Raw genomic sequence first — 21,538 nt, 5'->3', positions numbered from 1 at the left:
CTAAGCCTCACCGCCCGCTATTTAAACTCCACTATCGTGACACCCGTACCGCCTTCCCCATGATCGCCGAAGCGTATATTCTTGACGGCACGATGATTACGTAAATATTCCTGTACACCCTGCCGCAACGCTCCCGTCCCCTTGCCGTGTATTATCGACACACGAGGATATCCAGCCAGTAATGCATCATCAATATACTTTTCAACCCTGGAAAGGGCATTTTCATATCTTTCTCCACGGAGATCCAATTCAAGACTAACATGAAAGTCTTTTCCTTTTACCGTTGCAAGTGGTTTTGTTTCCACTACTTTCGGCGTCTTAATAAACTCGAGATCTTTTTCCTCAACTTTCATCTTTAATATTCCTATTTGGACCTGCCACGTATCGGTTGATACTTTCTCAAGAAGTGTACCTTTTTGATCAAAGCTTAATACTTTTACTTCATCACCCGGTTTGTACACATGTTTTTTTGTTTTCTTTTCTGTCAGAGCTCTCGATTTTCTTTCTTTCGGAGCAGCCTCGTTTAATTTTCTCTGTGCATCAATTAATTCATGCTCTTTTATCTCAGCCTGTTTTTCATGGCGCATTTTTCTCAGATCATGAATAATACCTTCTGCTTCTCTTTTGGCCCTATCAATAATATCACGGGCTTCATCTGTTGCTTTGTCATACAGCGTATCTTTCTTTTCGTAGTACTCCATCATTTGCTTTTGCAAGTCTTTTTGAAGCATTTCGGCATTTTTCAGAATCTCATTCGCTTCCTGTAATTCCTTTTCTGCTTCACGCTTGCTACTTTCTAACGAAGCAATCATATTTTCAACCTGGTGGCTGTCAGTACCAATAAAAGAACGGGCCTTTTCAATCACACGGTCACTTAAGCCAAGACGCTTTGAAATTTCAAATGCATTACTTCGACCCGGAACACCAATCAATAAACGGTAGGTCGGACTAAGTGTTTCAATATCAAATTCGACGCTGGCATTGACAACTCCTTCTCGATTATACCCATATGCTTTTAATTCAGGATAATGGGTTGTTGCAATCACCCGGGCTCCTCTTCTATTCACTTCATCTAATATTGAAATTGCCAATGCTGCACCTTCCTGCGGATCCGTTCCTGCACCAAGCTCATCAAATAATACAAGGCTTTCAAAGTCTACACTTTTTAATATTTCAACAATATTAACCATATGTGAAGAAAATGTACTTAGGCTCTGTTCAATTGATTGTTCATCGCCAATATCGGCATAAACAGCACCAAAAACAGCCATTTCCGATCCATCTAATGCAGGAATCTGCAAACCAGCCTGGGCCATTAAAGAACAGAGGCCGACGGTTTTAAGTGTAACTGTTTTTCCGCCTGTATTTGGACCTGTTATAACAATCGTTGTAAAGTCCTTTCCAAGGGTAACATCATTCGCCACTACTTCATCAATTGGAATTAAGGGATGGCGGGCTTTGACTAAGGAAATCCGCCCTTCATGGTTCATGATTGGCTTCGTTGCTTTAATCCTATTGCTATAACGTGCTTTTGCAAACATAAAATCCACATCGGCAAGAATCTCTACAATGGTTTCAAGTTCAAAGCTATACTCTCCTGTTTGGGCAGACAGCATGATGAGGATCCGCTCTATTTCTTGTTGTTCCTTGACACGAATGTTTTGGATATCATTATTTAGCTCAACAATCGCCTGCGGCTCAATAAAAAGCGTTTGTCCTGAAGAGCTTTGATCGTGGATAATTCCGCCGTAATGGGCACGATATTCCTGCTTAACCGGAATAACAAACCGATCATTACGAATGGTTACAATCGCATCAGAAAGCATTTTCTGGGCACTTGAAGAACGGATCATACTTTCCAGACGTTCCCGTACCCTTGCCTCTTTCGTGCGAAGCTGGTTTCTAAGTGAACGCAGTGTTTCACTTGCACTGTCGAGAACTTCTCCGTTATCGTCAATAGCATTATTAATCGATTGTTCTAATTCTGCAAGAACAATGATCCTTCCTGCTTTCTCGAGTAGAAGGGGAATATCTCCATCTTCCTCAGAAAACTCTTCAATAAATCGTTTCATTCGTCTGCTGGTATGGACTGTACTGGCTACCTGCATTAATTCATGCGAACTCAGCATGCCTCCAATAACAGCACGCTTAATATGCGGGCGAATATCAAAAATCCCACCTAAAGGAATATTGGCTTTAATGCGGAATACTTTTGCCGCTTCATCTGTTTCTTCCTGCCTTTTTACCACTTCTACAAAATCTGTAGAAGGCATCAGCTGTTCAGCGAGCTCCCTTCCTAATGATGACGATACATGCTCGAGAAGCTGCGCCTTCACTTTATCAAATTCTAGTACCTTTAGAACCTTTTGCTGCATGGAGTTATTTCCTCCCTCTATTTTAAAAAGCTTGTTTTGCCTTCCATTATTACCGTTCATTGAGATAAGCCATCAATGCATCCTTATCCCATGTATTTATTACACTAGTTTTTTTTATCCAGCCCTTTTTGGCTGTCGATACACCTATTTTCATATGATCCAGTGTTTCCAGCTTGTGGGCATCCGTATTAATCATGATTTTCACTCCTGCTGCCTGCGCTTTTTGAATATGGTCAGCAGATAAGTCTAATCGATTGGGATTTGCGTTTAACTCTAGTGCCGTATTCGTTTCTTTTGCTAATTCAATTAGTAAATCGATATCGACCGGATAACCTTCTCTCTTTCCAATCTTCCTTCCGGTAGGATGGGCAATCAAATCTACGTTAGAATTATTTAAAGCCGTTTTTAACCGTTCCATGATTTTTTCCTTTGGCTGAGAAAAAGCTGAATGGATGGAGGCAATGACAAAATCCATTTCCTCTAACAATTGGTCATCGTAATCTAACGTACCATCTGGTAAGATATCCATTTCCACTCCGGCAAGAATCGTAATATCTTCATATTTCTCATTTAAGCGGTGAATTTCTTCTTTTTGTTTACGGAGCCTGTCAGCTGTTAAGCCGTTTGCTACCTTTAAATATTGTGAATGATCGGTAATCGCCATATATTGATAGCCTTTCGCCCGGCATGCCTCCACCATTTCTTCAATCGAATGGGCTCCATCACTCCAGGTCGTATGCATATGGAGATCCCCTTTAATGTCAGCCAAGGAAATCAAACCGTAATTTTCTTTGTACTCATCAACTTCTCTCCCGTCTTCCCTCATTTCCGGCGGGATTAACGGCAGATCAAAGTGAGCATAAAACTCAGCCTCTGATGTAAATGTTAGAACGTCACCATTTTCAGTTTGGACCCCGTACTCGCTGATTTTTTCTCCTTTTGCCTTTGCAAGCTGCCTCATCCGGACATTATGCTCCTTTGATCCAGTAAAATGATGCAGAGTGGTCGCAAATTCTGCCGGACGTACCAGCCTGAAATCAATCGATACTTCATAACCATTGTCCAATACGATTGATACCTTCGTATCACCCGCGGCAATAATATCCTTTATATCTGCCAAGTTTAACAGCTGCTCTTTCACCACTAAGGGATTTTCCGTGGAAATAATAAAGTCAAGGTCCTTTATCGTTTCTTTCGTTCTGCGCAGGCTGCCTGCACGTGAAAATTGCACAACTCCCCCCATTTGTGCCAGCGCGGCTTCAATTTTTTCCGCAAGTGGCAGCATGAACGCAAGCGGAAGCCGATCCGGCCTCCCTCCTGCCTTTAGGAGAGCAGTTAAAATATTTTCTTCAGATTTTTTACCAAAACCGGTTAATCCTTGTATCTTATGTTCCCGGCATGCATTCTCAAGGTCCGCCGCATTTTCAATCCCCAATTCCTTGTACAGCCTCGCTATCTTTTTACCCCCTAAGCCAGGCAGCTGTAACAATGGAATTAAGCCTTTTGGAACCTTTTCCTGCAGTTCTTTTAGAACCGAGGATTTTCCTTCCTGCATATATTCTTCTATGACCGCTGCTGTTCCCTTTCCGATACCCGGCAGTGCGGTAAAGTCTGCTATCTCTTCCAAAGCTGTTTCATGTACTTCCAATGATTGGGCTGCATTTCTGAATGCCGATACTTTAAAGGTATTTTCACCTTTTAATTCCATATAAATCGCAATCGTTTCCAATAAACGAATGATTTCTTTTTTATTAGTCATCTTTATTCACCTTCAGGTCCATTCCTTTTCTTCTTATTATTCCCTTAAAAAGAAAACTTCTCTCGAAAGAGAAGTTATTTCACCGAAGGGGCTTGTATCCACAAATCTTGAATGTGTTGTGATAGAATCGGAGTTTGCTTTACAATGAATTCTGCAAGAATTGAATTTGTCAGTGAAACTTGAATCGATTCAATTGGCAAGAGTGCTGCTATAAATAATATAATAAACATGATAAGATAAACTTCAATGAAACCTAATATCCCTCCCGCCCATCTATTTAACTGCTTTAGAATTGGAATTTGGGCGATAAAATCCAGCATGCTTCCGATTATTTGCAATAATATTTTCACAGCAAAAAAAATCACGACAAATGCAATGGCGCGATAATAGGCATCTTCTAAATTTGCATTTTCAAACAGTAATGAATATGTAGAATTCATATCTAGATTAGGGTATGGTATCCAAAGAGTTAATTTCGGCGCAAGCTGATTATAGTACAAATAAGCAACAATAAAAGCAATAATAAATCCGGTAAGGTGAATAAGCTGGAGGATAAACCCTCTCCTTAACCCTACTAAAAATCCAAAAACTAAAATAATGAGTACAGCTAAGTCCAACATGACTTTTTCAGTCCTTTACTCGTTTTAATTCTTCTTCTAAACGTTCAACTCGTTCCATTAAAAGAAGATAGTCATTAACAGCATTAATAGCTGTTAAAACAGCCAGTTTATTGGTACCGAGAGAAGGATTCATGGAGTTAATTTCACGCATTTTTTCATCTACCATTGAAGCAACCTGGCGAATATGGCGTGGGCTTTCAGTGCCGATAATAATATACGGGACACCGTAAATATCAACAGTAATACGATTTTTTTTCGTTTCTGACAAACTGCATGCCTCCATTCAAAAGAATCCTAAACATAATCATATCATGAACAGAAAACAGTGAAAAGAAAGAAATGTTGGTTTCCGTTGAAGAATGTCAAAATACGTCTTGATCAGTGAGATCAATTGATAAGGAGTGAATCATTTGAGCAATGTCGTACTAAAGAAAAGCAGCCAGGAAATGATGAAAATGATGGAGCACTATCAAGCAAATTTAACAGGAAAAACCCCTCCTGGAGGAGTGTTTTCCGCCAAGACTCACGGCTGCACCATTACAGCCTATAAATCAGGCAAAGTTCTTTTTCAGGGCAGCGGGTGTGATGTGGAAGCAAAGAAATGGGGATCACTCCCTGTAGAAGAAACTGCAGCCAAAAAACAAACAAAGACAAAAGCTTCTGCGAACCTGCCAAACAATATCAGTCAACTGTCTGCCATCGGATCTGATGAAGTAGGAACAGGCGATTTTTTCGGACCGATCACCGTCTGCGCAGCATATGTGAGAAAAGAAGACATGGCCTTATTAAAGGAAATCGGCGTGCAGGATTCAAAAAATCTAACGGATGAGAAAATATCTGATATTGCAAAACAATTAATAAAGTTTTTACCGTACAGCCTTTTGGTTTTACATAACGAAAAATACAATAAACTACAGGCAACAGGCATGTCACAGGGGAAAATGAAAGCACTTCTCCATAATCAAGCGATCGGCCATTTACTGACAAAAATGGCTCCTGAAAAGCCCGAGGCTATTTTAATTGACCAGTTCGCCAAAGAAGAAGTCTATTATCAATATTTAAAAGGACAAAAGGTCATTCATAGAGAGAATGTCTATTTTAGTACAAAAGCGGAAGGAATCCATCTAGCTGTTGCTGCTGCGTCGATTATCGCAAGACATGCTTTTGTCCAGCATTTTGAAAAATTAAGCAAGGCAGCAGGCTTTAAAATTCCGAAGGGTGCCGGATCACAGGTAGACACGGCATGTGCCAGACTGATAAAAGAAAAAGGCAAAGAAGTACTGCCCGCTTATGTAAAGCTGCATTTTGCCAATACTGAAAAAGCGATGAAGTTATTAAGAAAAAAATAATCAGTTTTCACAAAAAAATCCTCCACCTAGTAATGGTGAAGGATTTTTTGTATCTCATTATATTAACTGCGTAATACGGCGCCAGCCTGCTCTTTTACGGCGTTCAATACCTTATCATGCGCTTTCGTAATATCTTCATCCGTTAACGTACGTTCCGGATCGAAATATTTTAGTGAGAAAGCAAGTGATTTTTTGCCTGCTTCCATATGTTCACCTTCATATAAATCAAAAAGATGAACTTCTTTTAATAATGCTCCGCCAGCTTCTGTAATAATAGCTTCCAGTTCTCCTGCTGTTTTCTCTTTATCGACAACAAGCGCAATGTCACGTGTAATAGAAGGGAAACGCGGAATCATTTCATAAGAAATCGGTTCAACCTCTGCCTCAGCAAGTGCTTTAAAGGATAACTCAAATACATAGGTTTCTTTAATATCATAATCCTTTTGTACAGTTGGATGTACTTGACCGACAAAACCAATGACTTCGCCATTCAGCAGTACTTCTGCCGTACGTCCTGGGTGCATATCTTTAATTGCTGCCTGGCGGTACGTAATGTTTTCTGTAACTCCAAGTGAATCAAATAATGCTTCTAACACACCTTTTACCACATAGAAATCAACCGGTTTTTTCTCACCTTGCCATAGGTTTGCTTCCCACAGGCCTGTAACAGCGCCGGCAACATGCTCCCTCTCATTTGGAAGCTGATTATCGCCTTGCTTTAAGAAGACAGAACCAATTTCATATACAGCTACTGAATCGATTTGTCGTGCTTGATTGTATTTTACCACCTCTAATAGCTGTGGAAGGATACTTAATCGAAGCTGACTGCGTTCTTCACTCATCGGCATAGCAAGACGAATGGAATCGCTCTGCGCTAATGAGAACTGTAAAGCCTTTTCAAGACTTGTCAGTGAATAAGTGATTGCCTGGTATAGCCCCGTACTTTCTAATGTGCGGCGGGCAATGCGTCGCTTTTGCTGATAGTCCGTTAATCTGCCAGGTGTCGTCACACCAACCTGAAGTGTGGAAGGAATGTTGTCATAACCATATAAACGCGCAATTTCCTCTACTAAATCCGCTTCAATTGTAATATCGCCGCGGCGGGTTGGAACAGTCACAATGAAGTTTTCACCGTCCCGCTTCACATCAAATTGTAGGCGAGTGAAAATATCCATTACTTGATCAGCACTGATATTTGTGCCAATTGATGTGTTTATTTTATCGAGTGTGATCGAAACAACGGCCGGCTCCATTCTTAAATCATTGAATTCAACTGATCCTTCTAAGATTGTTCCCCCTGCTAATTCAGCCATCAGCTTAGCTGCACGTTCACCTGCTTCACGTACACGTGCAGGATCCACACCTTTTTCGAAACGGGCACTTGCTTCACTGCGTAATCCATGGTCTTTTGAACCTTTACGAACGACCGGACCTGCAAAATAAGCTGCTTCGATAATAACATTTGTTGTATCCTCTTTTACTTCAGAATCGGCGCCGCCCATTACCCCGGCAATTGCAACAGGTTCTTTGCCATTCGTAATTACAAGATGATCGGCTGTTAACGTACGCTCTGCTTCATCAAGGGTAGTGATTTTCTCGGCATCTTTTGCTCGGCGAACTACGATCTCTTTAGAACCAAAACGATCATAATCAAACGCATGAAGCGGCTGGCCGTATTCAAGTAAAATAAAATTCGTGATATCCACCACATTATTGTGAGGACGAATGCCGGCATTCATCAGACGTGTTTGCATCCATAATGGAGACGGTCCAATTTTTACATCTTTTACAACTTTTGCAATATATAATGGATTGTCCTCAGGTGCTTCCACTTTTACGTTGATGTAATCAGAAGCTTTCTCAGCTGCTTCTTCTTTATCTGTAGCTGGCCACTTTACATCACGTCCAAGAATGGCAGCTACCTCGTAGGCCACACCTAACATACTTAGAGCATCTGCACGGTTTGGTGTAATACTAAGCTCAAGAATCTCATCATCTAAACCAAGTGCTGCAAGAGCATCCTCACCGACAACAGCATCTTGAGGAAAATTGAAAATTCCAATAGCATACTCTTTTGCAACTAATTTTGATTCAATGCCAAGCTCTTGAAGCGAACAAATCATTCCATTTGACTCTTCCCCGCGCAGCTTCGCTCTTTTGATTTTAAAATTCCCCGGCAGCACTGCACCAACTGTTGCAACAGCCACTTTTTGGCCTTTCCCGACATTCGGCGCACCGCAAATAATCTGAACCGGATCCCCAGCACCAATATCGACTAAACATTTATTTAATTTGTCGGCATTCGGATGCTGTTCACATTCTAATACGTGTCCAATGACAACACCCTTTAATCCTTCACTTTTCTTCTCTACGCCTTCTACTTCAATCCCGCTTTTCGTAATTTTATCCGCAAGCTCAGCAGCACTGATGCCGGAAAGGTCTACATAATCCTGCAGCCATTTATATGAAACAAACATGTTGATCCTCCTTATTAATCGCTTATTTTATCATTGGTCACTCATCGTGCGTCCGATTTTATGATTCATAGTTGTTAAATTGCTTTAAGAAACGAACATCATTTGTATAGTAATGACGAATATCATCAACGCCATATTTCAACATTGCAATTCGTTCCACACCGATACCAAATGCGAAGCCTGAGTACTTTTTCGAATCAAACCCAGCCATTTCAAGTACATTCGGATGAACAATCCCCGCGCCCAGCACTTCAATCCAGCCTGTTTGTTTACATACGCTGCAGCCTGATCCTTTACAGATTTTACAAGAAATATCCACCTCAACAGATGGCTCTGTGAAAGGGAAGAAACTTGGGCGAAGACGGATTTCACGGTCTTGACCGAATACCTTTTTTAAGAAAACTTCAAGAGTCCCTTTCAAATCACTCATGGAAATATTCTCATCAACGACCAGTCCTTCAATTTGCATAAATTGGTGTGAGTGTGTCGCATCATCATTATCGCGGCGGTATACTTTACCAGGGCAGATAATTTTCACAGGGCCTTGCCCTTTATGCTTTTCCATTGTTCTTGCCTGAACCGGGGAAGTGTGTGTACGCATGAGTATTTCTTCTGTGATATAGAAGGAATCCTGCATATCACGGGCAGGGTGGCTCTTCGGTAGATTTAACGCCTCAAAGTTGTAATAATCCGTTTCCACTTCCGGACCTTCTGCCACTTGATAGCCCATTCCGATAAAAATATCTTCAATTTCCTCTACTATACGTGTTAATGGGTGGTGATTCCCCCGTTTTACAGGTCTAGCCGGCAATGTTACATCGATTGTTTCTTGTGCCAGCTTGGCATTGACTGCTTCTTCTTCAAGCACAGCTTGCTTTTCTTCAATTTGTGTTGTGATCGTTTCACGAACCACATTCACAAGAGCACCCATTTTTGGTCGTTCTTCAGCAGAAAGCTTCCCCATCCCGCGTAATACTTCGGTAATAGGTCCTTTCTTTCCTAAATATGCAACACGAATATCATTCAGCTCTTTTAAGCTTGCTGATGCTGCTATCTTTTCCAGCGCCTCAGCCTGCAGTTGTTGTAAACGTTCCTGCATTACAAATTCCTCCTTTGTTTTAAAAAACCCATCAGACTTATGGTAAAACACAAAAAAACCTCGATCCCAAAAAGGGACGAGGTTTATGTATCGCGGTACCACCCTTATTAGTGCAGAATTAATCATCCACACTCACTCAATAAACATAACGGCTCTTCACCGGAACATTTTTCAGATCAAAGGATCTTCCCAATGTCGACTCGAGAGGTGAATTCACTTAAGCAGTGCCATTAAAATGCTTCCAGTCACGGCATTTTTTCCCTTGAAATGGATTTCCTAAGCTACTCTTCTCTGTCAATGTCTTTTTTTATTAAATTCTGTTATATTATATTACAATTTAAAATTGGATTCAAATTCATTTTCGCAAATAATACATTAATATTCCCGCAGCGATACCGACGTTCAATGATTCGCTTTTTCCGTAAATAGGAATATAAAGGTTCTTCGTTGTCTTTGCCAATAATTCCTTCGCAACACCCTGACCTTCATTTCCTAAAAGAAGGGCAAAAGCATCTGCTTTTTCTACCTGCTCAAATGGGATTCCCCCTTCTAATGCCGTTCCATATACTGGTATCTTTAGTTTATCGATAAACTCTGCTAATGGTGACTTAATAATTGGTAAATGGAACAAACTTCCCTGTGTCGCCCGAATCACTTTGGGATTATAAGGGTCAGCACAACCTTCTCCTAAAATAATCGCGTCCATCCCGGCCGCATCAGCAGTACGAATCATTGTCCCAAGATTGCCGGGATCCTGCACTCGATCAAGCAGCAACAGTTTTTCTAACTTGATTTTTTCCATTGGATATTTTCGCTGCTCACAGACAGCCGCAATCCCTTGAGGTGTTTCTGTATCACAAATTGCCTTCATCACATCTTCTTTAACATAAATGACTTCCGTTTCTTCTATTTTAAAAGAAGCCGGCATTTCCATGTCCTGATTTACAATAACCTCCAGAACTACCTGTTCCTTTAAAGCTTCTTCGACAAGGTGAAAGCCTTCCACAAGATATTTCCCCGTTTGGTCCCGTTCCTTTTTCATTAACAGCTTCTTCCATGCTTTTACTTTTGGGTTTTTAACTGACTCAATATATTTCAACCTTAACGCTCCTTTAAGATTCACACTTGTTTCTATTATAGCTTATTTACCATACATAATGCATTCCGTTATGTGGGAGACTATGCTCGTTGGGCGATTATATACACAGGAGGAGTTCTGTTATGAATTTAAATCTGCGCAATGCCATTCTTAACAATGTTTCAGGAAATACACAGGCACAGCTAGAAGATACAATTGTTGACGCAATACAAACTGGTGAGGAGAAAATGCTTCCTGGCTTAGGTGTTCTTTTTGAAGTCATCTGGAAGAATTCATCAGAACAGGACAAACAGGAAATGCTTCAGGCATTAGAAAACGGTTTAAAATAAATAAAGATGAAAAGCACCCTGAACGAAAGGGTGCTTTTTTCATGTAGCATTTATTCAAATGTAATTCGATTGACCGTCTCACGGTCTAAACGTTTAATCACTTCAACAACAAGCTTTACTGCATTTTCAAAATCATCACGGTGCAGCATCGCAGCATGTGAATGAATATAACGTGTAGCAATACCAATCGATAAAGCTGGAACACCCTTCGCTGTGACATGAATAGAACCGGCATCTGTACCGCCGCCTGGAATGGATTCAAATTGATAAGGAATATGCAGCTCATCTGCTGTGTCTGTTACTAAATCCCGCAATCCTTTGTGGGACACCATGGAAGCATCATATAAAACGATTTGCGGGCCGCTGCCCATTTTACTAAGTGCTTCTTTTTCAGTTACTCCCGGTGTATCGCCGGCAATACCGACATCTACGGCAAATCCAATATCAGGCTCCACTTTAAAGGTTGATGTTTTCGAACCTCTTAGTCCCACCTCTTCTTGAATGGCGCCAATTCCATAAACGACATTTGGATGGTTGACCTCTTTTAGCTGCTTCAACACATTGATGGCAATAGCACAACCGATTCGATTATCCCAAGCCTTGGCTAAAAGCATTTTTTCATTATTCATGACCGTAAATTCAAAATATGGTGTGACCATGTCTCCTGGACGAACTCCCCATTCCTCCGCCTCTTCCTTACTCGAAGCACCAATATCGATAAACATATCTTTAATCTCATATGGTTTTTTTCGTGCTTCAGCCGATAAAATATGAGGTGGTTTTGAACCGATAACCCCAGTTATATCACCTTTACGAGTTACAATGGTCACACGCTGGGCAAGCATGACCTGATTCCACCAGCCACCGACTGTTTGGAACTTCAAAAATCCATTTTTATCAATTTGTGTAACCATGAAACCGACTTCATCTAAATGGCCAGTGACAATTATCTTAGGACCGTTCTCGTCACCTGTCTTTTTAGCAATCAGACTGCCAAGATTGTCCATAGTTACTTCATCCGCATAAGGAGTTATGTATTTTTTCATGACTTCACGCGGTTCACGCTCATTTCCAGGAATCCCTTTAGCATCCGTTAATTCTTTTAACATCATCAGAGTTTCATCTAAATTAGCCATCGTTTCGACTCCTTTTTCTGGTTTCTTTTCTATTATACAAAAGGGCATTCTGTTTATACAAAAAATAGCCTATTCCTCCTTTTTAAAGTTTTTCATTGGAAAATATCTTTAAATGAAACCTTTTCTAATTTCATACGTAAAATAAGAAAACTATAGAGAGGGGAGAATTATTTTATGATGTGGCTCATACGCTTTTTACTATTCGCCCTCATTCTTTTTCTCATCTATCGAATCATTAAATTTATCCTAGCCCCAAAAAGAAAACTTGAACTCGCACATGAACAAAAACGTTTTTATTTTCTAGATGACCCAAACAATGTAAGAAAAAATTTCCTGCTTACATATAAAGGCGCTCTTTTCGAGGGGGAGAAATATTTAGGAACAACCGATAGCAAGTTCGATGTCGTGTCCATTTTTATTTGGCCTCACAGTGTCAATGCATTGAAAGGGTTTGTCCGCGATGATTTTCGTTTTCTTGAGCAAATGATCCTAGTAGATTATCCCAATGCTTCTATTGACTGGAAAAGCCCGGTCAAAGAATTTGTCCAACAAAACAATAAACCTGAAACGCCATATGAATAAGAAAAGCGCAAGCGCCTTGCTCAGCCCCGACAAGCATAAGACAAGCCGTCAAGAAGGTTGTTCTTTAACCTTCTTGACGGCTTGTCTTATGACCTCGAGGGGCTAGGCGCTGGAGCTAGACCATATCTAAGAGGCTCCCTGATAAGGAAGCCTCTTTTTGTGTATTTATCATTTCTTATGCCTGGCCCGCTTTAAAAAATTCACGCCATTTAATAATTGATGCCTTCTCCCTAAACAAATAAGCAAGAATCACTAAGGAAAATAAGATAATGGCAATAATAGTTGGCGTGAAACCTCTTATAAATTGCCCAAATACCGAGAAAAAGAACGCTAAGGGCAAGTTAGACAAGAAGCAATTTTTCACATAAGCATTAAACTCATGTTTTTTTTCGATTAAACAAAAATTAAGCAAATGATAATGAATAAAGGGGATTAAACGCAATATCGCTGTTTGGGCCACGGTAATATTTCGGTATTCACCAAACCACTTTTTTCTCAAATAAGATAATTTTTCATGTGTTTTTGGCAGCTTTCCCACCACAAAATAAAAGCAAACAGAGCTAATCATTAGGCCAATGAGAGAATAGATTGTTCCAAGGACAGAGCCGAAAAGAATCCCACCCGTCATACAGACCAGCGTTACGGGGATAAAAAGAAACTGACGAAAAATATGAAAGAAAATAAAAGCAATCGGGGCCAAAATCCCGCCCGTTTTAACGAGAACGAATAGGATTGAAAGACTCTCATCCATTTTTCCACCTTCTCTCTGCCGATTTCTTGTTGTCTCTACAGCATATCATCAAACAGAGAAAGTTATGACAAATTATATAAAATAAGAAAGAGATCAACTACAGCCAGCAGCGGAAAACCAATCTTAAAGGATAAATGCTTGGTTTTATGTCTGAATATATTCATCCCTAAAGCGGCACCAATAGCTCCACCAATAATAGCAATAGCCCAAAGAGTCTGCTCACTTATTCGATATTGATGTTTAATGGCTCTCTGTTTATCAACTTTCATGATGATAAGACCAACAATATTAATGATAAGAAAGTATAAAACGATGTATTCCATACTGCCTCCTCCTTTTAAAATGCCTTATACAAAAAGCCACTCTCCGTATAGAGAATGGCTTTTATCAAAAGGATTATTTGTTTAAGTTTGCTTTTGCAACAGATGCTAATTCAGCGAATGAATTTGCATCGCTTACTGCTAATTCAGCAAGCATTTTGCGGTTTACTTCGATACCAGCAAGCTTTAATCCGTGCATTAAACGGCTGTATGAAAGACCGTTAATACGTGCAGCTGCATTGATACGAGTAATCCAAAGCTTACGGAAATCACGCTTCTTCTGACGACGATCACGGTAAGCATATTGTAATGACTTCATTACTTGTTGATTTGCAACTTTATATAAAGTATGTTTTGAACCGAAATAACCTTTAGCTAATTTAAGAACCTTTTTACGACGTTTGCGAGTAACTGTACCGCCTTTTACACGTGGCATATGGTTTCCCTCCTGATATAATCAAATTCGCCTTGGCGTATTTGCGCCCAAATTTTTATCGAACTCGTTCAATAAATTCCTTTAAAAATCTGAGGCATCCGCCGGAGGCATGCACTTTAATATTACTTGATGTTGTCTAATAAATGACGAATACGTTTGAAATCACCTTTAGAAACTAAAGCACCTTTACGAAGTTTACGCTTTTGTTTCGTTGATTTATTTGCGAATAAGTGGCTTGTATATGCGTGGTCACGCTTTAATTTACCAGATCCAGTTTTTTTGAAACGCTTTGCAGCGCCGCGGTGAGTTTTCATTTTTGGCATTTGGTATTCCTCCTCTTACTTTTCGTTTTTAGGTGCCAAGACCATGAACATGCTTCTTCCATCCATTTTTGGATGTGATTCAATAGTCGCAATTTCTTTACATGCTTCAGAGAAACGGACTAATACACGTTGTCCAATTTCTTTATGTGTGATAGCACGTCCTTTAAAACGGATGGATGCTTTCACTTTATCGCCTTTTTCAAGGAATTTAATCGCATTACGAAGCTTAGTATTGAAATCATGCTCATCAATAGTCGGGCTTAACCGAACCTCTTTGATATTGATAATCTTTTGATTTTTACGTGCTTCTTTTTCTTTCTTCTGTTGTTCGAATTTAAACTTTCCGTAGTCCATAATACGGCCTACTGGAGGTTTTGCATTTGGAGCAACAAGAACAAGATCAAGATTGACACGAGCAGCAATTTCAAGTGCCTCGTTTTTTGATTTAATTCCTAACTGTTCACCATTTTGATCAATAAGACGAATTTCGCGAGCACGAATTCCCTCATTTAATAACATATCTTTGCTAATAGTTAAACACCTCCGGGGTTTTGTCAGAATACAAAGTTTAGGTCAAGAATCACCTGATCCTGTGATAACAGGTATATATAAAATCAACAAAAAAGTGTGGGTGAATACACCCACACTTTACGAAACCGTTCATCACTAATAAAAGTCTTCGCAAAACCTGTCAACTGCCTTATGCGTCAATCAGGTGAGAAGCGGGTGCCTCTTCTTTTCCCTAAAAGTATTCAATTTCAACTGTTTCACTATATCACAAATGATGTTGTTATGTCAAAGGAATAATTGATTTTTATCACAACAAAAAGAATCTTAACAAATAAATGAATTTCTTGCAACAGTTTTTTGCCATCCATTTATTCCCTTACTCATTTGGATATAGTGGAAATCATAATCAAATTCGCCACCCGGCGAATATGCGCCCGGATTTTTATCACGCTTCAAAACGCCACATCCATATGTCTAGCCTGACTAGGACGTCCTGTCCGTCGTCGAGCTTGCTCGATAAATTTCCTTAAAAAATCGCAAGGCTCGCCGGAGGCTTAACTTCATTCATGAAGTTAATTATTTTTTTACTTCCTCTTTTAATCCGTTGACGAAGTCCGCAAATGGTACAGTTTCGGACTTTTGCTCGCCATATTTCCGAACATTTACAGCATCCTCTGCCACTTCCTTGTCACCGACAACTAACATGTATGGAATTTTTTGCATTTGTGCTTCACGAATCTTATAACCGATTTTTTCATTGCGGGCATCCAGTTCAACACGGAATCCTTGTGCTTTTAACTGATCAAGCACTTTTTTCGCATAATCATAGTGTACATCAGGAGAAACCGGAATAACTTGAACTTGTACCGGTGCCAACCAAGTTGGAAGCGCTCCTTTATATTCTTCAAGCAGGAAGGCAACAAAGCGTTCCATCGTTGAAACGACACCGCGGTGGATAACAACAGGGCGGTGCGGCTTGCCGTCTTCACCTACATATGTTAAGTCAAATCGCTCTGGCAGCAAGAAATCCAGTTGAACAGTAGAAAGAGTCTCATCTTTTCCTAAGGCTGTTTTTACCTGTACATCAAGCTTAGGACCATAGAAAGCCGCTTCTCCTTCTGCTTCGTAATATTCAACGCCCATTTCATCGATAACTTCCTTCAACATGCTTTGTGCTTTTTCCCACATTTCATCGTCATCATAGTATTTCTCTGTATTTTCTGGATCACGATAGGATAAACGGAATGAGTAATCTGTAAAATTAAAGTCTTTATATACTTCTAAAATTAATTCTACAACCCGTTTAAATTCTTCCTTGATTTGATCCGGGCGGACAAAGATATGAGCATCGTTTAACGTCATCCCGCGAACACGCTGTAAGCCGGAAAGTGCACCTGACATTTCGTAGCGATGCATCATTCCAAGCTCAGCAATACGGATCGGCAATTCTCGATAGCTGTGCATGGAATTTTTATAAACCATCATATGGTGCGGACAGTTCATTGGTCGAAGGACTAGCTGTTCATTGTCCATTTCCATGACAGGGAACATGTCTTCTTGATAATGAGCCCAGTGACCTGATGTCTTATACAACTCAACATTTGCCATGATTGGTGTATAGACGTGATCATAGCCCAGGCTGACCTCTTTATCGACAATATATCTTTCAATGATCCGGCGGATTGTTGCACCCTTTGGAAGCCACAATGGTAGGCCTTGTCCCACCTGCTGTGAATGAGCAAATAAATGTAGCTCTTTCCCAATTTTACGGTGGTCACGTTCCTTTGCTTCCTCAAGCAGCCGCAAGTGCTCGTCTAAATCCTCTTTTTTGAAGAATGCAGTACCGTAGATACGCTGCAGCATTTTATTATTGCTGTCGCCGCGCCAATAGGCCCCGGCAATACTTAACAGTTTGAATTCTCTTAATTTCCCAGTCGATGGTACATGAACGCCGCGGCATAAGTCAAAGAACTCGCCTTGCTCGTACATCGTAACTGTTTCATCTTCAGGAATCGCTTCAACAAGCTCAATCTTGTACTCATCGCCGATTTCCTTATAAATTTGAATCGCTTCTGCACGGCTTACTTCTTTACGGATAATCGGAAGATTTTCATTAATAATCTTCTTCATCTCTTTTTCAATTAACGGAAGGTCCTCTGGTGTTAATGATTCCGGCATATCAATATCATAATAAAAGCCGCTTTCAATAACAGGCCCAACTCCAAGCTTCACATCTTTATATAAGCGTTTAATCGCCTGTGCCATCAAATGAGCACTGCTGTGACGCAGAATTTCTAATGCTTCCGGCTGGTCTTGCGTAATAATTTCAATCGCTCCATCTGTTTCAATCGGGCGTTTTAAATCATACATCACACCATCAAGTTTTCCTGCCAGCGCCTTTTTCTTTAATCCTGAACTAATAGAAGCGGCGATATCTTCTGTTGTGGTTCCCTTTGGAAACTCCTTTACAGCTCCATCTGGAAACGAAATTTTCACAACCTCTGACATGTTATTTCCTCCTCATAAAATATAAAAATAAAAAAGCTCCTCCCTCAAAAAGGGACGAGCTGTTATACACGTGGTTCCACCCTACTTCTCATTTTCACAAGCGCAAAAATGACTTCGTAGTAAGATAACGGTTTGTTTCCGTCTCCCGATACTCAAACGATTGCTGAGGCGAATTGCCGCCTGCCTTCGTTCTTCCCGGTTGAAGTTTAGAGGTGGTAAGTAGTCCATTCGTGTTAGGAAGGTTTCAGCCTTGCCTTCCCTCTCTATAAACCGTAAAAGAATACCCTTGTCCTCATCATCACATTTAATTTTATAGGTTGACTAAGTCAGCTCTTAAAAGTTTGACTACTGTCCAGCTGCAGCACCTACCCCCTCGAGTCACAAGCCAATCCTCTCAAAAAGGTAAAGAACACCTTTTCGAGAGGCTCGTCTTGTGCTAGTCGGGGGTGGGCAAGGTGCTTCCGCTCCAATATCTATGTACGTATTATAGTTATTAATATTTCTAAAATCAAGAGCTTTTATACTTTTTTATCGAAAGAGGCTCTATGCTGCTTCTTGTATTCTTCAATAGCTGCTAGGGGCCGGCTGATAATCCGTTCTTCAAAAATATTTCGGATAGTTCGGATAATCGGCTGCTCTAGGTCGTCAGTATAGATATAAATCTGGGATGGAGCAATGGAAAGCAAGGGAGCTATCGTAATCGAGTCAACATAGACTGGGTGATTAATTAACAGCCGGCGATCAACCATTTTTGCTAAATCGCCCCGTCTGATTTCTTCAAATTGTTCATCAAAAAAAGTAATAACATCAGATAATAGCAGATGAAGCTGATTCAATTTAGGCTTTCTGTCCACTAAAAAGTCTCGAAGCGTTTGGATAAACATTTGATATTCCTGCTCCATTTTATATTCATCAAGCGACAATTCAACGTATTTCTTCAATTCGTTAAAGAAATTCCTCAGTCGAAAGGTAATAAATGAATCAAAGGAAAGCACTTCCGTATGTTCTTCAAACCAATCGTTAATAAGGTTTGATAAATAATCCTTCATATTCATTTTCGGGAGAAATACTGTTAGTTCTTCCAATTTGCCTTCTAAAACCGAATGCACGATATCGATAATTTGCTGTTGCTCTTCTTCATCACGATAATGATAATGCGAAGCGAGAATATGTCTTAACCAATCATTTAATTTAACTGTCAGCATAAATTGACATAAGGACTTTTTCACCCAATGATAGAAAGCTTTTTTATCTTGTAAATAATAGGTTTCTTCCATATACCTGCATTGAACTATATGTGAATCTTCATAATGAAGAGTATATTTAGCAAATGACTCGTAATCTAGTAATTGTTGTAAAAAGCCATACAACCTCTTTGCATCTTCTTTATGCTGGAAATGGATTTCAATCAACCGTCTCCCCCCTTTGCATATCTTCTGTTTATATGTATATGGGGGTCTTGACCAAATTAGAAGCAGGTCATAAGAAAAACCGGCCTATAAGCCGGTTAATTTCTCCGATTTCTGCCTGTTACATAGACAGGCTCTGCCAAATACTTAATTCTCTCCATAATTCTTCTCGCCTTCACCCATTCTTCTTCCCCGCGCTGACTGTGGGCAAGGTGATGCTCAAGCTCCTTAAAATCATAATTGGAAGTGAAAAAAGTTGGTAAATTATCAAGCATGCGGAATTGCAGAATGGGACCAAGAATTTCATCTCTTACCCAGCTGGACATCGTTTCTGCCCCGATATCATCCAGCATAAGAACAGGCATTTTTTTGATTGCTTCTAATTTATCATTTAAGGTTTGATCTCCAATTGAACTTTTTAATTCCCTGAATAACTCCGGAACATAAACAATCATTGAAGAAACCCCTTTTTGTGCTAATTCGTTAGCAATTGCACCTAATAGATAGGATTTCCCGACGCCAAATTGCCCATAAAAATATAAGCCTTTATTGGCTGCCCCTTCTTTATAATTAAGCACAAAAGCAAGGGCCTTTTGAATCGCATCTGTACGATCCCCATCCTTTTCCATATCATAAAAGGACGCACGTAATATATCCTTAGGTACATACAAGCTTTGAATAAGCTTTTCATTTTTTCTTTTTTCATCGTCCATTATTTTATTCGGACATTTATCATAATGGATTTCAATGGCGCCTCTTGAAATCACTAATTCGGGGTAATAGCCCTTCATTAAATTAATACATCCGCCAAGGCTTGGACATTTATCACATTTTTTACTTTGATTTGCATATTCATGAAGCTTCATCATACTGCTTTCAATTATTTTCGGAGTCAATTCATCCTTATGTTCAAGCATAAATGCTTTTACTTCAGGATTCTCTAAAATCCTCTTTTTCATTTCTTGATACTTTTTCTGAAAATTCTCATTTCCAGCTAATCGTTTTAACGTTTCATTAATTTTCTCCATGTTCCTCCACCTCATGTGGTCGTAATTTTTTCAGCATGGCTTCAATTTCTAATTTTTTAAGTTCCTGTTTTTCATCTTTCTTACTTGGTTTTGCCGTATCAGCTTTATCGTCACCATTAAACCACTCCGGTATCATTTCCGTTCTTATCGGTTTCCTCTTTGCAGCAGTCTGTTTGCCTATTTTCTTCGCCTCGGCCCACTCAGCATATTGGCGATGCTCCGTCTTCGCTAACTCCATCGCATCTTTAACTGTTTTGATATTTTTTCTTGCCCAATGACTGGCAATCTTCTCGACATAATTCTTTGTCAGCTTCATATCCGTCTTTTGCAGTACATTATCGATTAAAACATTCACAACACCTGGATTTAATTTCTGTTGAAACATCACATCTTCAATAATTTTTATATCAGCCTTTGAAGGCTCAGCACCGCCGCTTTTATCTCTTAAAAATTGCAGCGGTGAAGTCGTTTCAAAATAATGGATTAACTTTTCTTCCTTTGTTTCAGGTTCTTTATTTGATGTTTGATAAATAAGCGGCTGCGTTCTTTCAATGAGAGCCGGCAGCTTGTCCTGGTGTTCAAATTGATACCAGTCCCGTGCAGATTTTCTTAATTCCTCAAGGTCAATTTCATTGTTCTCCGTGATTGCACTAATAACGATATTTTTCATTTGCAGTGCATCAATTCCATATAAAAACGAAAGATTCTTCACAGCCTCTCTTACTTGATGGGTAAAGGCACTTCTCGTGAGTAAATTTTCATGCAGACCGGCTAAAAGCAAATCAAAATTGAAATCGCTTGGTTCAGCCATTATATTGTTTCCTTCACTCCGTCCAATAAAGCGCTCACCATCAGTGAGAGTCGTGTCCTGTTTTGTTTCTTCCTCAAAAGAGAGAACACTTAGGTGCGCCGAAGAAAAAACATCCTGAAAGCCCTTTGTAACCTGAGAAAACTCTGTATTATGCATTGTTCTTTCACTGAAGAACCGCTTTACTCTCGAGAATTGAGATTTGCCGATTTTTCGATAAAGATAGATGTTTAGCATTCCATCTGATAGAAACTGCTCTGGGGTTAGGGGAGGCTGTAATTCATAAATAAACGATCTTCGTTCCTCATCTTTTTTGACAAATGTTTTTAACAGCCCTATACCTTCAAGCTTCAACCGGTTTTCATAAATAGCCTTTAGATTCATATCCATAAAATTCATTAAGCTGTGGTGTGAATGTGATTCTGACCAAAGGCGATTTTCCTCCAGCTCCGCCCACAAAGTCATATACAAGCTTACACAGCTTGCACCGATTAAAGGCTGGTACAAAAAGGTAAGCACTTTACGATCATAATCATGCAATAGACCATTGGCAGTGACGGCATAACGATCAATCGGTAAAAGTTCTTGCCAATGTTGAGTCATGACAGTCAACCTTTCTT

General features: G+C 39.9%; 20 protein-coding genes and 2 other annotated features. Of the genes, 3 read left to right on the top strand and 17 right to left on the bottom strand.

From position 1 onward, the window contains the following. Positions 1-17 precede the first annotated feature (17 nt). The 4 genes from R4Z09_RS05940 to zapA form a co-directional block, all read right to left on the bottom strand. Entirely contained in the window at positions 18-2,375 is a 2,358-nt protein-coding gene (locus R4Z09_RS05940; RefSeq protein ID WP_338451423.1) for an endonuclease MutS2, read from the bottom strand. Positions 2,376-2,424: 49 nt separating this feature from the next. Then, a complete protein-coding gene (gene polX / locus R4Z09_RS05935; protein WP_338451422.1) occupies positions 2,425-4,134 on the bottom strand; it encodes a DNA polymerase/3'-5' exonuclease PolX in 1,710 nt (569 codons plus the stop codon). Between the two features lie 74 nt (positions 4,135-4,208). Continuing rightward, positions 4,209-4,754 (bottom strand): CvpA family protein, encoded by a 546-nt coding sequence (locus R4Z09_RS05930; protein WP_338451421.1) that lies wholly within the window; start codon positions 4,752-4,754, stop codon positions 4,209-4,211. A 7-nt stretch (positions 4,755-4,761) separates the two neighbouring features. Further along, complete coding sequence (zapA, locus tag R4Z09_RS05925; protein ID WP_338451420.1) at positions 4,762-5,022, bottom strand: cell division protein ZapA; 261 nt, start codon at positions 5,020-5,022, stop codon at positions 4,762-4,764. A gap of 142 nt (positions 5,023-5,164) precedes the next feature. Here zapA and rnhC point away from each other — a divergent pair, with 142 nt between their 5' ends. Continuing rightward, positions 5,165-6,103: a ribonuclease HIII gene (rnhC, locus tag R4Z09_RS05920; RefSeq protein ID WP_338451419.1), complete on the top strand. Its 939-nt coding sequence runs from the start codon at positions 5,165-5,167 to the stop codon at positions 6,101-6,103. 62 nt (positions 6,104-6,165) lie between these two features. On the opposite strand, the gene pheT is transcribed toward rnhC, so the two are convergent. From pheT to R4Z09_RS05905, 3 genes are all read right to left on the bottom strand, one after another. Then, complete coding sequence (pheT, locus tag R4Z09_RS05915) at positions 6,166-8,580, bottom strand: phenylalanine--tRNA ligase subunit beta (protein ID WP_338451418.1); 2,415 nt, start codon at positions 8,578-8,580, stop codon at positions 6,166-6,168. Between the two features lie 58 nt (positions 8,581-8,638). Further along, complete coding sequence (gene pheS / locus R4Z09_RS05910) at positions 8,639-9,679, bottom strand: phenylalanine--tRNA ligase subunit alpha (protein ID WP_338451417.1); 1,041 nt, start codon at positions 9,677-9,679, stop codon at positions 8,639-8,641. Between the two features lie 69 nt (positions 9,680-9,748). Then, positions 9,749-9,986: a binding site (T-box leader), on the bottom strand. Between the two features lie 48 nt (positions 9,987-10,034). Continuing rightward, positions 10,035-10,778, bottom strand: a complete 744-nt coding sequence (locus R4Z09_RS05905; protein WP_338451416.1) for an RNA methyltransferase — start codon at positions 10,776-10,778, stop codon at positions 10,035-10,037. A 122-nt stretch (positions 10,779-10,900) separates the two neighbouring features. On the opposite strand from R4Z09_RS05905, the gene sspI reads away from it, so the two are divergent. After that, positions 10,901-11,107: a small acid-soluble spore protein SspI gene (gene sspI / locus R4Z09_RS05900; protein WP_338451415.1), complete on the top strand. Its 207-nt coding sequence runs from the start codon at positions 10,901-10,903 to the stop codon at positions 11,105-11,107. A 50-nt stretch (positions 11,108-11,157) separates the two neighbouring features. Here sspI and R4Z09_RS05895 read toward each other — a convergent pair whose 3' ends face one another. Then, the gene (locus R4Z09_RS05895; protein ID WP_338451414.1) at positions 11,158-12,243 is read right to left on the bottom strand and encodes a M42 family metallopeptidase; all 1,086 of its coding nucleotides are present in this window, start codon (positions 12,241-12,243) and stop codon (positions 11,158-11,160) included. Positions 12,244-12,417: 174 nt separating this feature from the next. Between R4Z09_RS05895 and R4Z09_RS05890 the strand changes: the two genes are divergently transcribed. Then, a complete protein-coding gene (locus R4Z09_RS05890) occupies positions 12,418-12,825 on the top strand; it encodes a sigma-w pathway protein ysdB (protein ID WP_338451413.1) in 408 nt (135 codons plus the stop codon). A gap of 175 nt (positions 12,826-13,000) precedes the next feature. Here the strand turns inward: R4Z09_RS05890 and R4Z09_RS05885 are convergent, their stop codons facing one another. From R4Z09_RS05885 to R4Z09_RS05845, 9 genes are all read right to left on the bottom strand, one after another. Then, a complete protein-coding gene (locus R4Z09_RS05885; RefSeq protein WP_338451412.1) occupies positions 13,001-13,576 on the bottom strand; it encodes a TVP38/TMEM64 family protein in 576 nt (191 codons plus the stop codon). A gap of 62 nt (positions 13,577-13,638) precedes the next feature. After that, positions 13,639-13,899, bottom strand: a complete 261-nt coding sequence (locus tag R4Z09_RS05880; protein ID WP_338451411.1) for a DUF1294 domain-containing protein — start codon at positions 13,897-13,899, stop codon at positions 13,639-13,641. Between the two features lie 73 nt (positions 13,900-13,972). Beyond that, positions 13,973-14,332 (bottom strand): 50S ribosomal protein L20, encoded by a 360-nt coding sequence (rplT, locus tag R4Z09_RS05875; protein ID WP_338451410.1) that lies wholly within the window; start codon positions 14,330-14,332, stop codon positions 13,973-13,975. A gap of 122 nt (positions 14,333-14,454) precedes the next feature. Further along, positions 14,455-14,655: a 50S ribosomal protein L35 gene (rpmI, locus tag R4Z09_RS05870; RefSeq protein ID WP_338451409.1), complete on the bottom strand. Its 201-nt coding sequence runs from the start codon at positions 14,653-14,655 to the stop codon at positions 14,455-14,457. Between the two features lie 15 nt (positions 14,656-14,670). Continuing rightward, complete coding sequence (gene infC, locus R4Z09_RS05865) at positions 14,671-15,174, bottom strand: translation initiation factor IF-3 (RefSeq protein WP_150440640.1); 504 nt, start codon at positions 15,172-15,174, stop codon at positions 14,671-14,673. Positions 15,175-15,268: 94 nt separating this feature from the next. Further along, positions 15,269-15,399, bottom strand: a sequence feature (ribosomal protein L20 leader region). A 342-nt stretch (positions 15,400-15,741) separates the two neighbouring features. After that, positions 15,742-17,673 carry a threonine--tRNA ligase gene (gene thrS / locus R4Z09_RS05860; protein ID WP_338451408.1) on the bottom strand — a complete coding sequence of 644 codons (1,932 nt, stop codon included), beginning with the start codon at positions 17,671-17,673 and terminating at the stop codon, positions 15,742-15,744. Between the two features lie 518 nt (positions 17,674-18,191). After that, the gene (gene ytxC, locus R4Z09_RS05855) at positions 18,192-19,085 is read right to left on the bottom strand and encodes a putative sporulation protein YtxC (RefSeq protein ID WP_338451407.1); all 894 of its coding nucleotides are present in this window, start codon (positions 19,083-19,085) and stop codon (positions 18,192-18,194) included. 95 nt (positions 19,086-19,180) lie between these two features. Continuing rightward, positions 19,181-20,110: a primosomal protein DnaI gene (gene dnaI, locus R4Z09_RS05850; RefSeq protein ID WP_338451406.1), complete on the bottom strand. Its 930-nt coding sequence runs from the start codon at positions 20,108-20,110 to the stop codon at positions 19,181-19,183. Beyond that, positions 20,097-21,521 (bottom strand): replication initiation and membrane attachment family protein, encoded by a 1,425-nt coding sequence (locus tag R4Z09_RS05845; protein WP_338451405.1) that lies wholly within the window; start codon positions 21,519-21,521, stop codon positions 20,097-20,099. Before R4Z09_RS05845 ends, dnaI begins: the two co-directional genes overlap by 14 nt. Positions 21,522-21,538 lie beyond the last annotated feature (17 nt).

It is taken from the genome of Niallia oryzisoli, assembly GCF_036670025.1.
GTDB classification, from domain to species: Bacteria; Bacillota; Bacilli; order Bacillales; family Cytobacillaceae; genus Bacillus_BD; species Bacillus_BD oryzisoli.
This window is presented reverse-complemented; position numbering and strand designations above follow the sequence as displayed.

Coding starts and splice junctions, on each gene's coding strand:
- R4Z09_RS05940 (WP_338451423.1), bottom strand. CDS start 2,375: ATGCAGCAAAAGGTTCTAAAGGTACTAGAATTTGATAAAGTGAAGGCG.
- polX (WP_338451422.1), bottom strand. CDS start 4,134: ATGACTAATAAAAAAGAAATCATTCGTTTATTGGAAACGATTGCGATT.
- R4Z09_RS05930 (WP_338451421.1), bottom strand. CDS start 4,754: ATGTTGGACTTAGCTGTACTCATTATTTTAGTTTTTGGATTTTTAGTA.
- pheT (WP_338451418.1), bottom strand. CDS start 8,580: ATGTTTGTTTCATATAAATGGCTGCAGGATTATGTAGACCTTTCCGGC.
- pheS (WP_338451417.1), bottom strand. CDS start 9,679: ATGCAGGAACGTTTACAACAACTGCAGGCTGAGGCGCTGGAAAAGATA.
- sspI (WP_338451415.1), top strand. CDS start 10,901: ATGAATTTAAATCTGCGCAATGCCATTCTTAACAATGTTTCAGGAAAT.
- R4Z09_RS05895 (WP_338451414.1), bottom strand. CDS start 12,243: ATGGCTAATTTAGATGAAACTCTGATGATGTTAAAAGAATTAACGGAT.
- R4Z09_RS05890 (WP_338451413.1), top strand. CDS start 12,418: ATGATGTGGCTCATACGCTTTTTACTATTCGCCCTCATTCTTTTTCTC.
- R4Z09_RS05885 (WP_338451412.1), bottom strand. CDS start 13,576: ATGGATGAGAGTCTTTCAATCCTATTCGTTCTCGTTAAAACGGGCGGG.
- R4Z09_RS05880 (WP_338451411.1), bottom strand. CDS start 13,899: ATGGAATACATCGTTTTATACTTTCTTATCATTAATATTGTTGGTCTT.
- rplT (WP_338451410.1), bottom strand. CDS start 14,332: ATGCCACGTGTAAAAGGCGGTACAGTTACTCGCAAACGTCGTAAAAAG.
- rpmI (WP_338451409.1), bottom strand. CDS start 14,655: ATGCCAAAAATGAAAACTCACCGCGGCGCTGCAAAGCGTTTCAAAAAA.
- infC (WP_150440640.1), bottom strand. CDS start 15,174: ATGTTATTAAATGAGGGAATTCGTGCTCGCGAAATTCGTCTTATTGAT.
- thrS (WP_338451408.1), bottom strand. CDS start 17,673: ATGTCAGAGGTTGTGAAAATTTCGTTTCCAGATGGAGCTGTAAAGGAG.
- dnaI (WP_338451406.1), bottom strand. CDS start 20,110: ATGGAGAAAATTAATGAAACGTTAAAACGATTAGCTGGAAATGAGAAT.
- R4Z09_RS05845 (WP_338451405.1), bottom strand. CDS start 21,521: ATGACTCAACATTGGCAAGAACTTTTACCGATTGATCGTTATGCCGTC.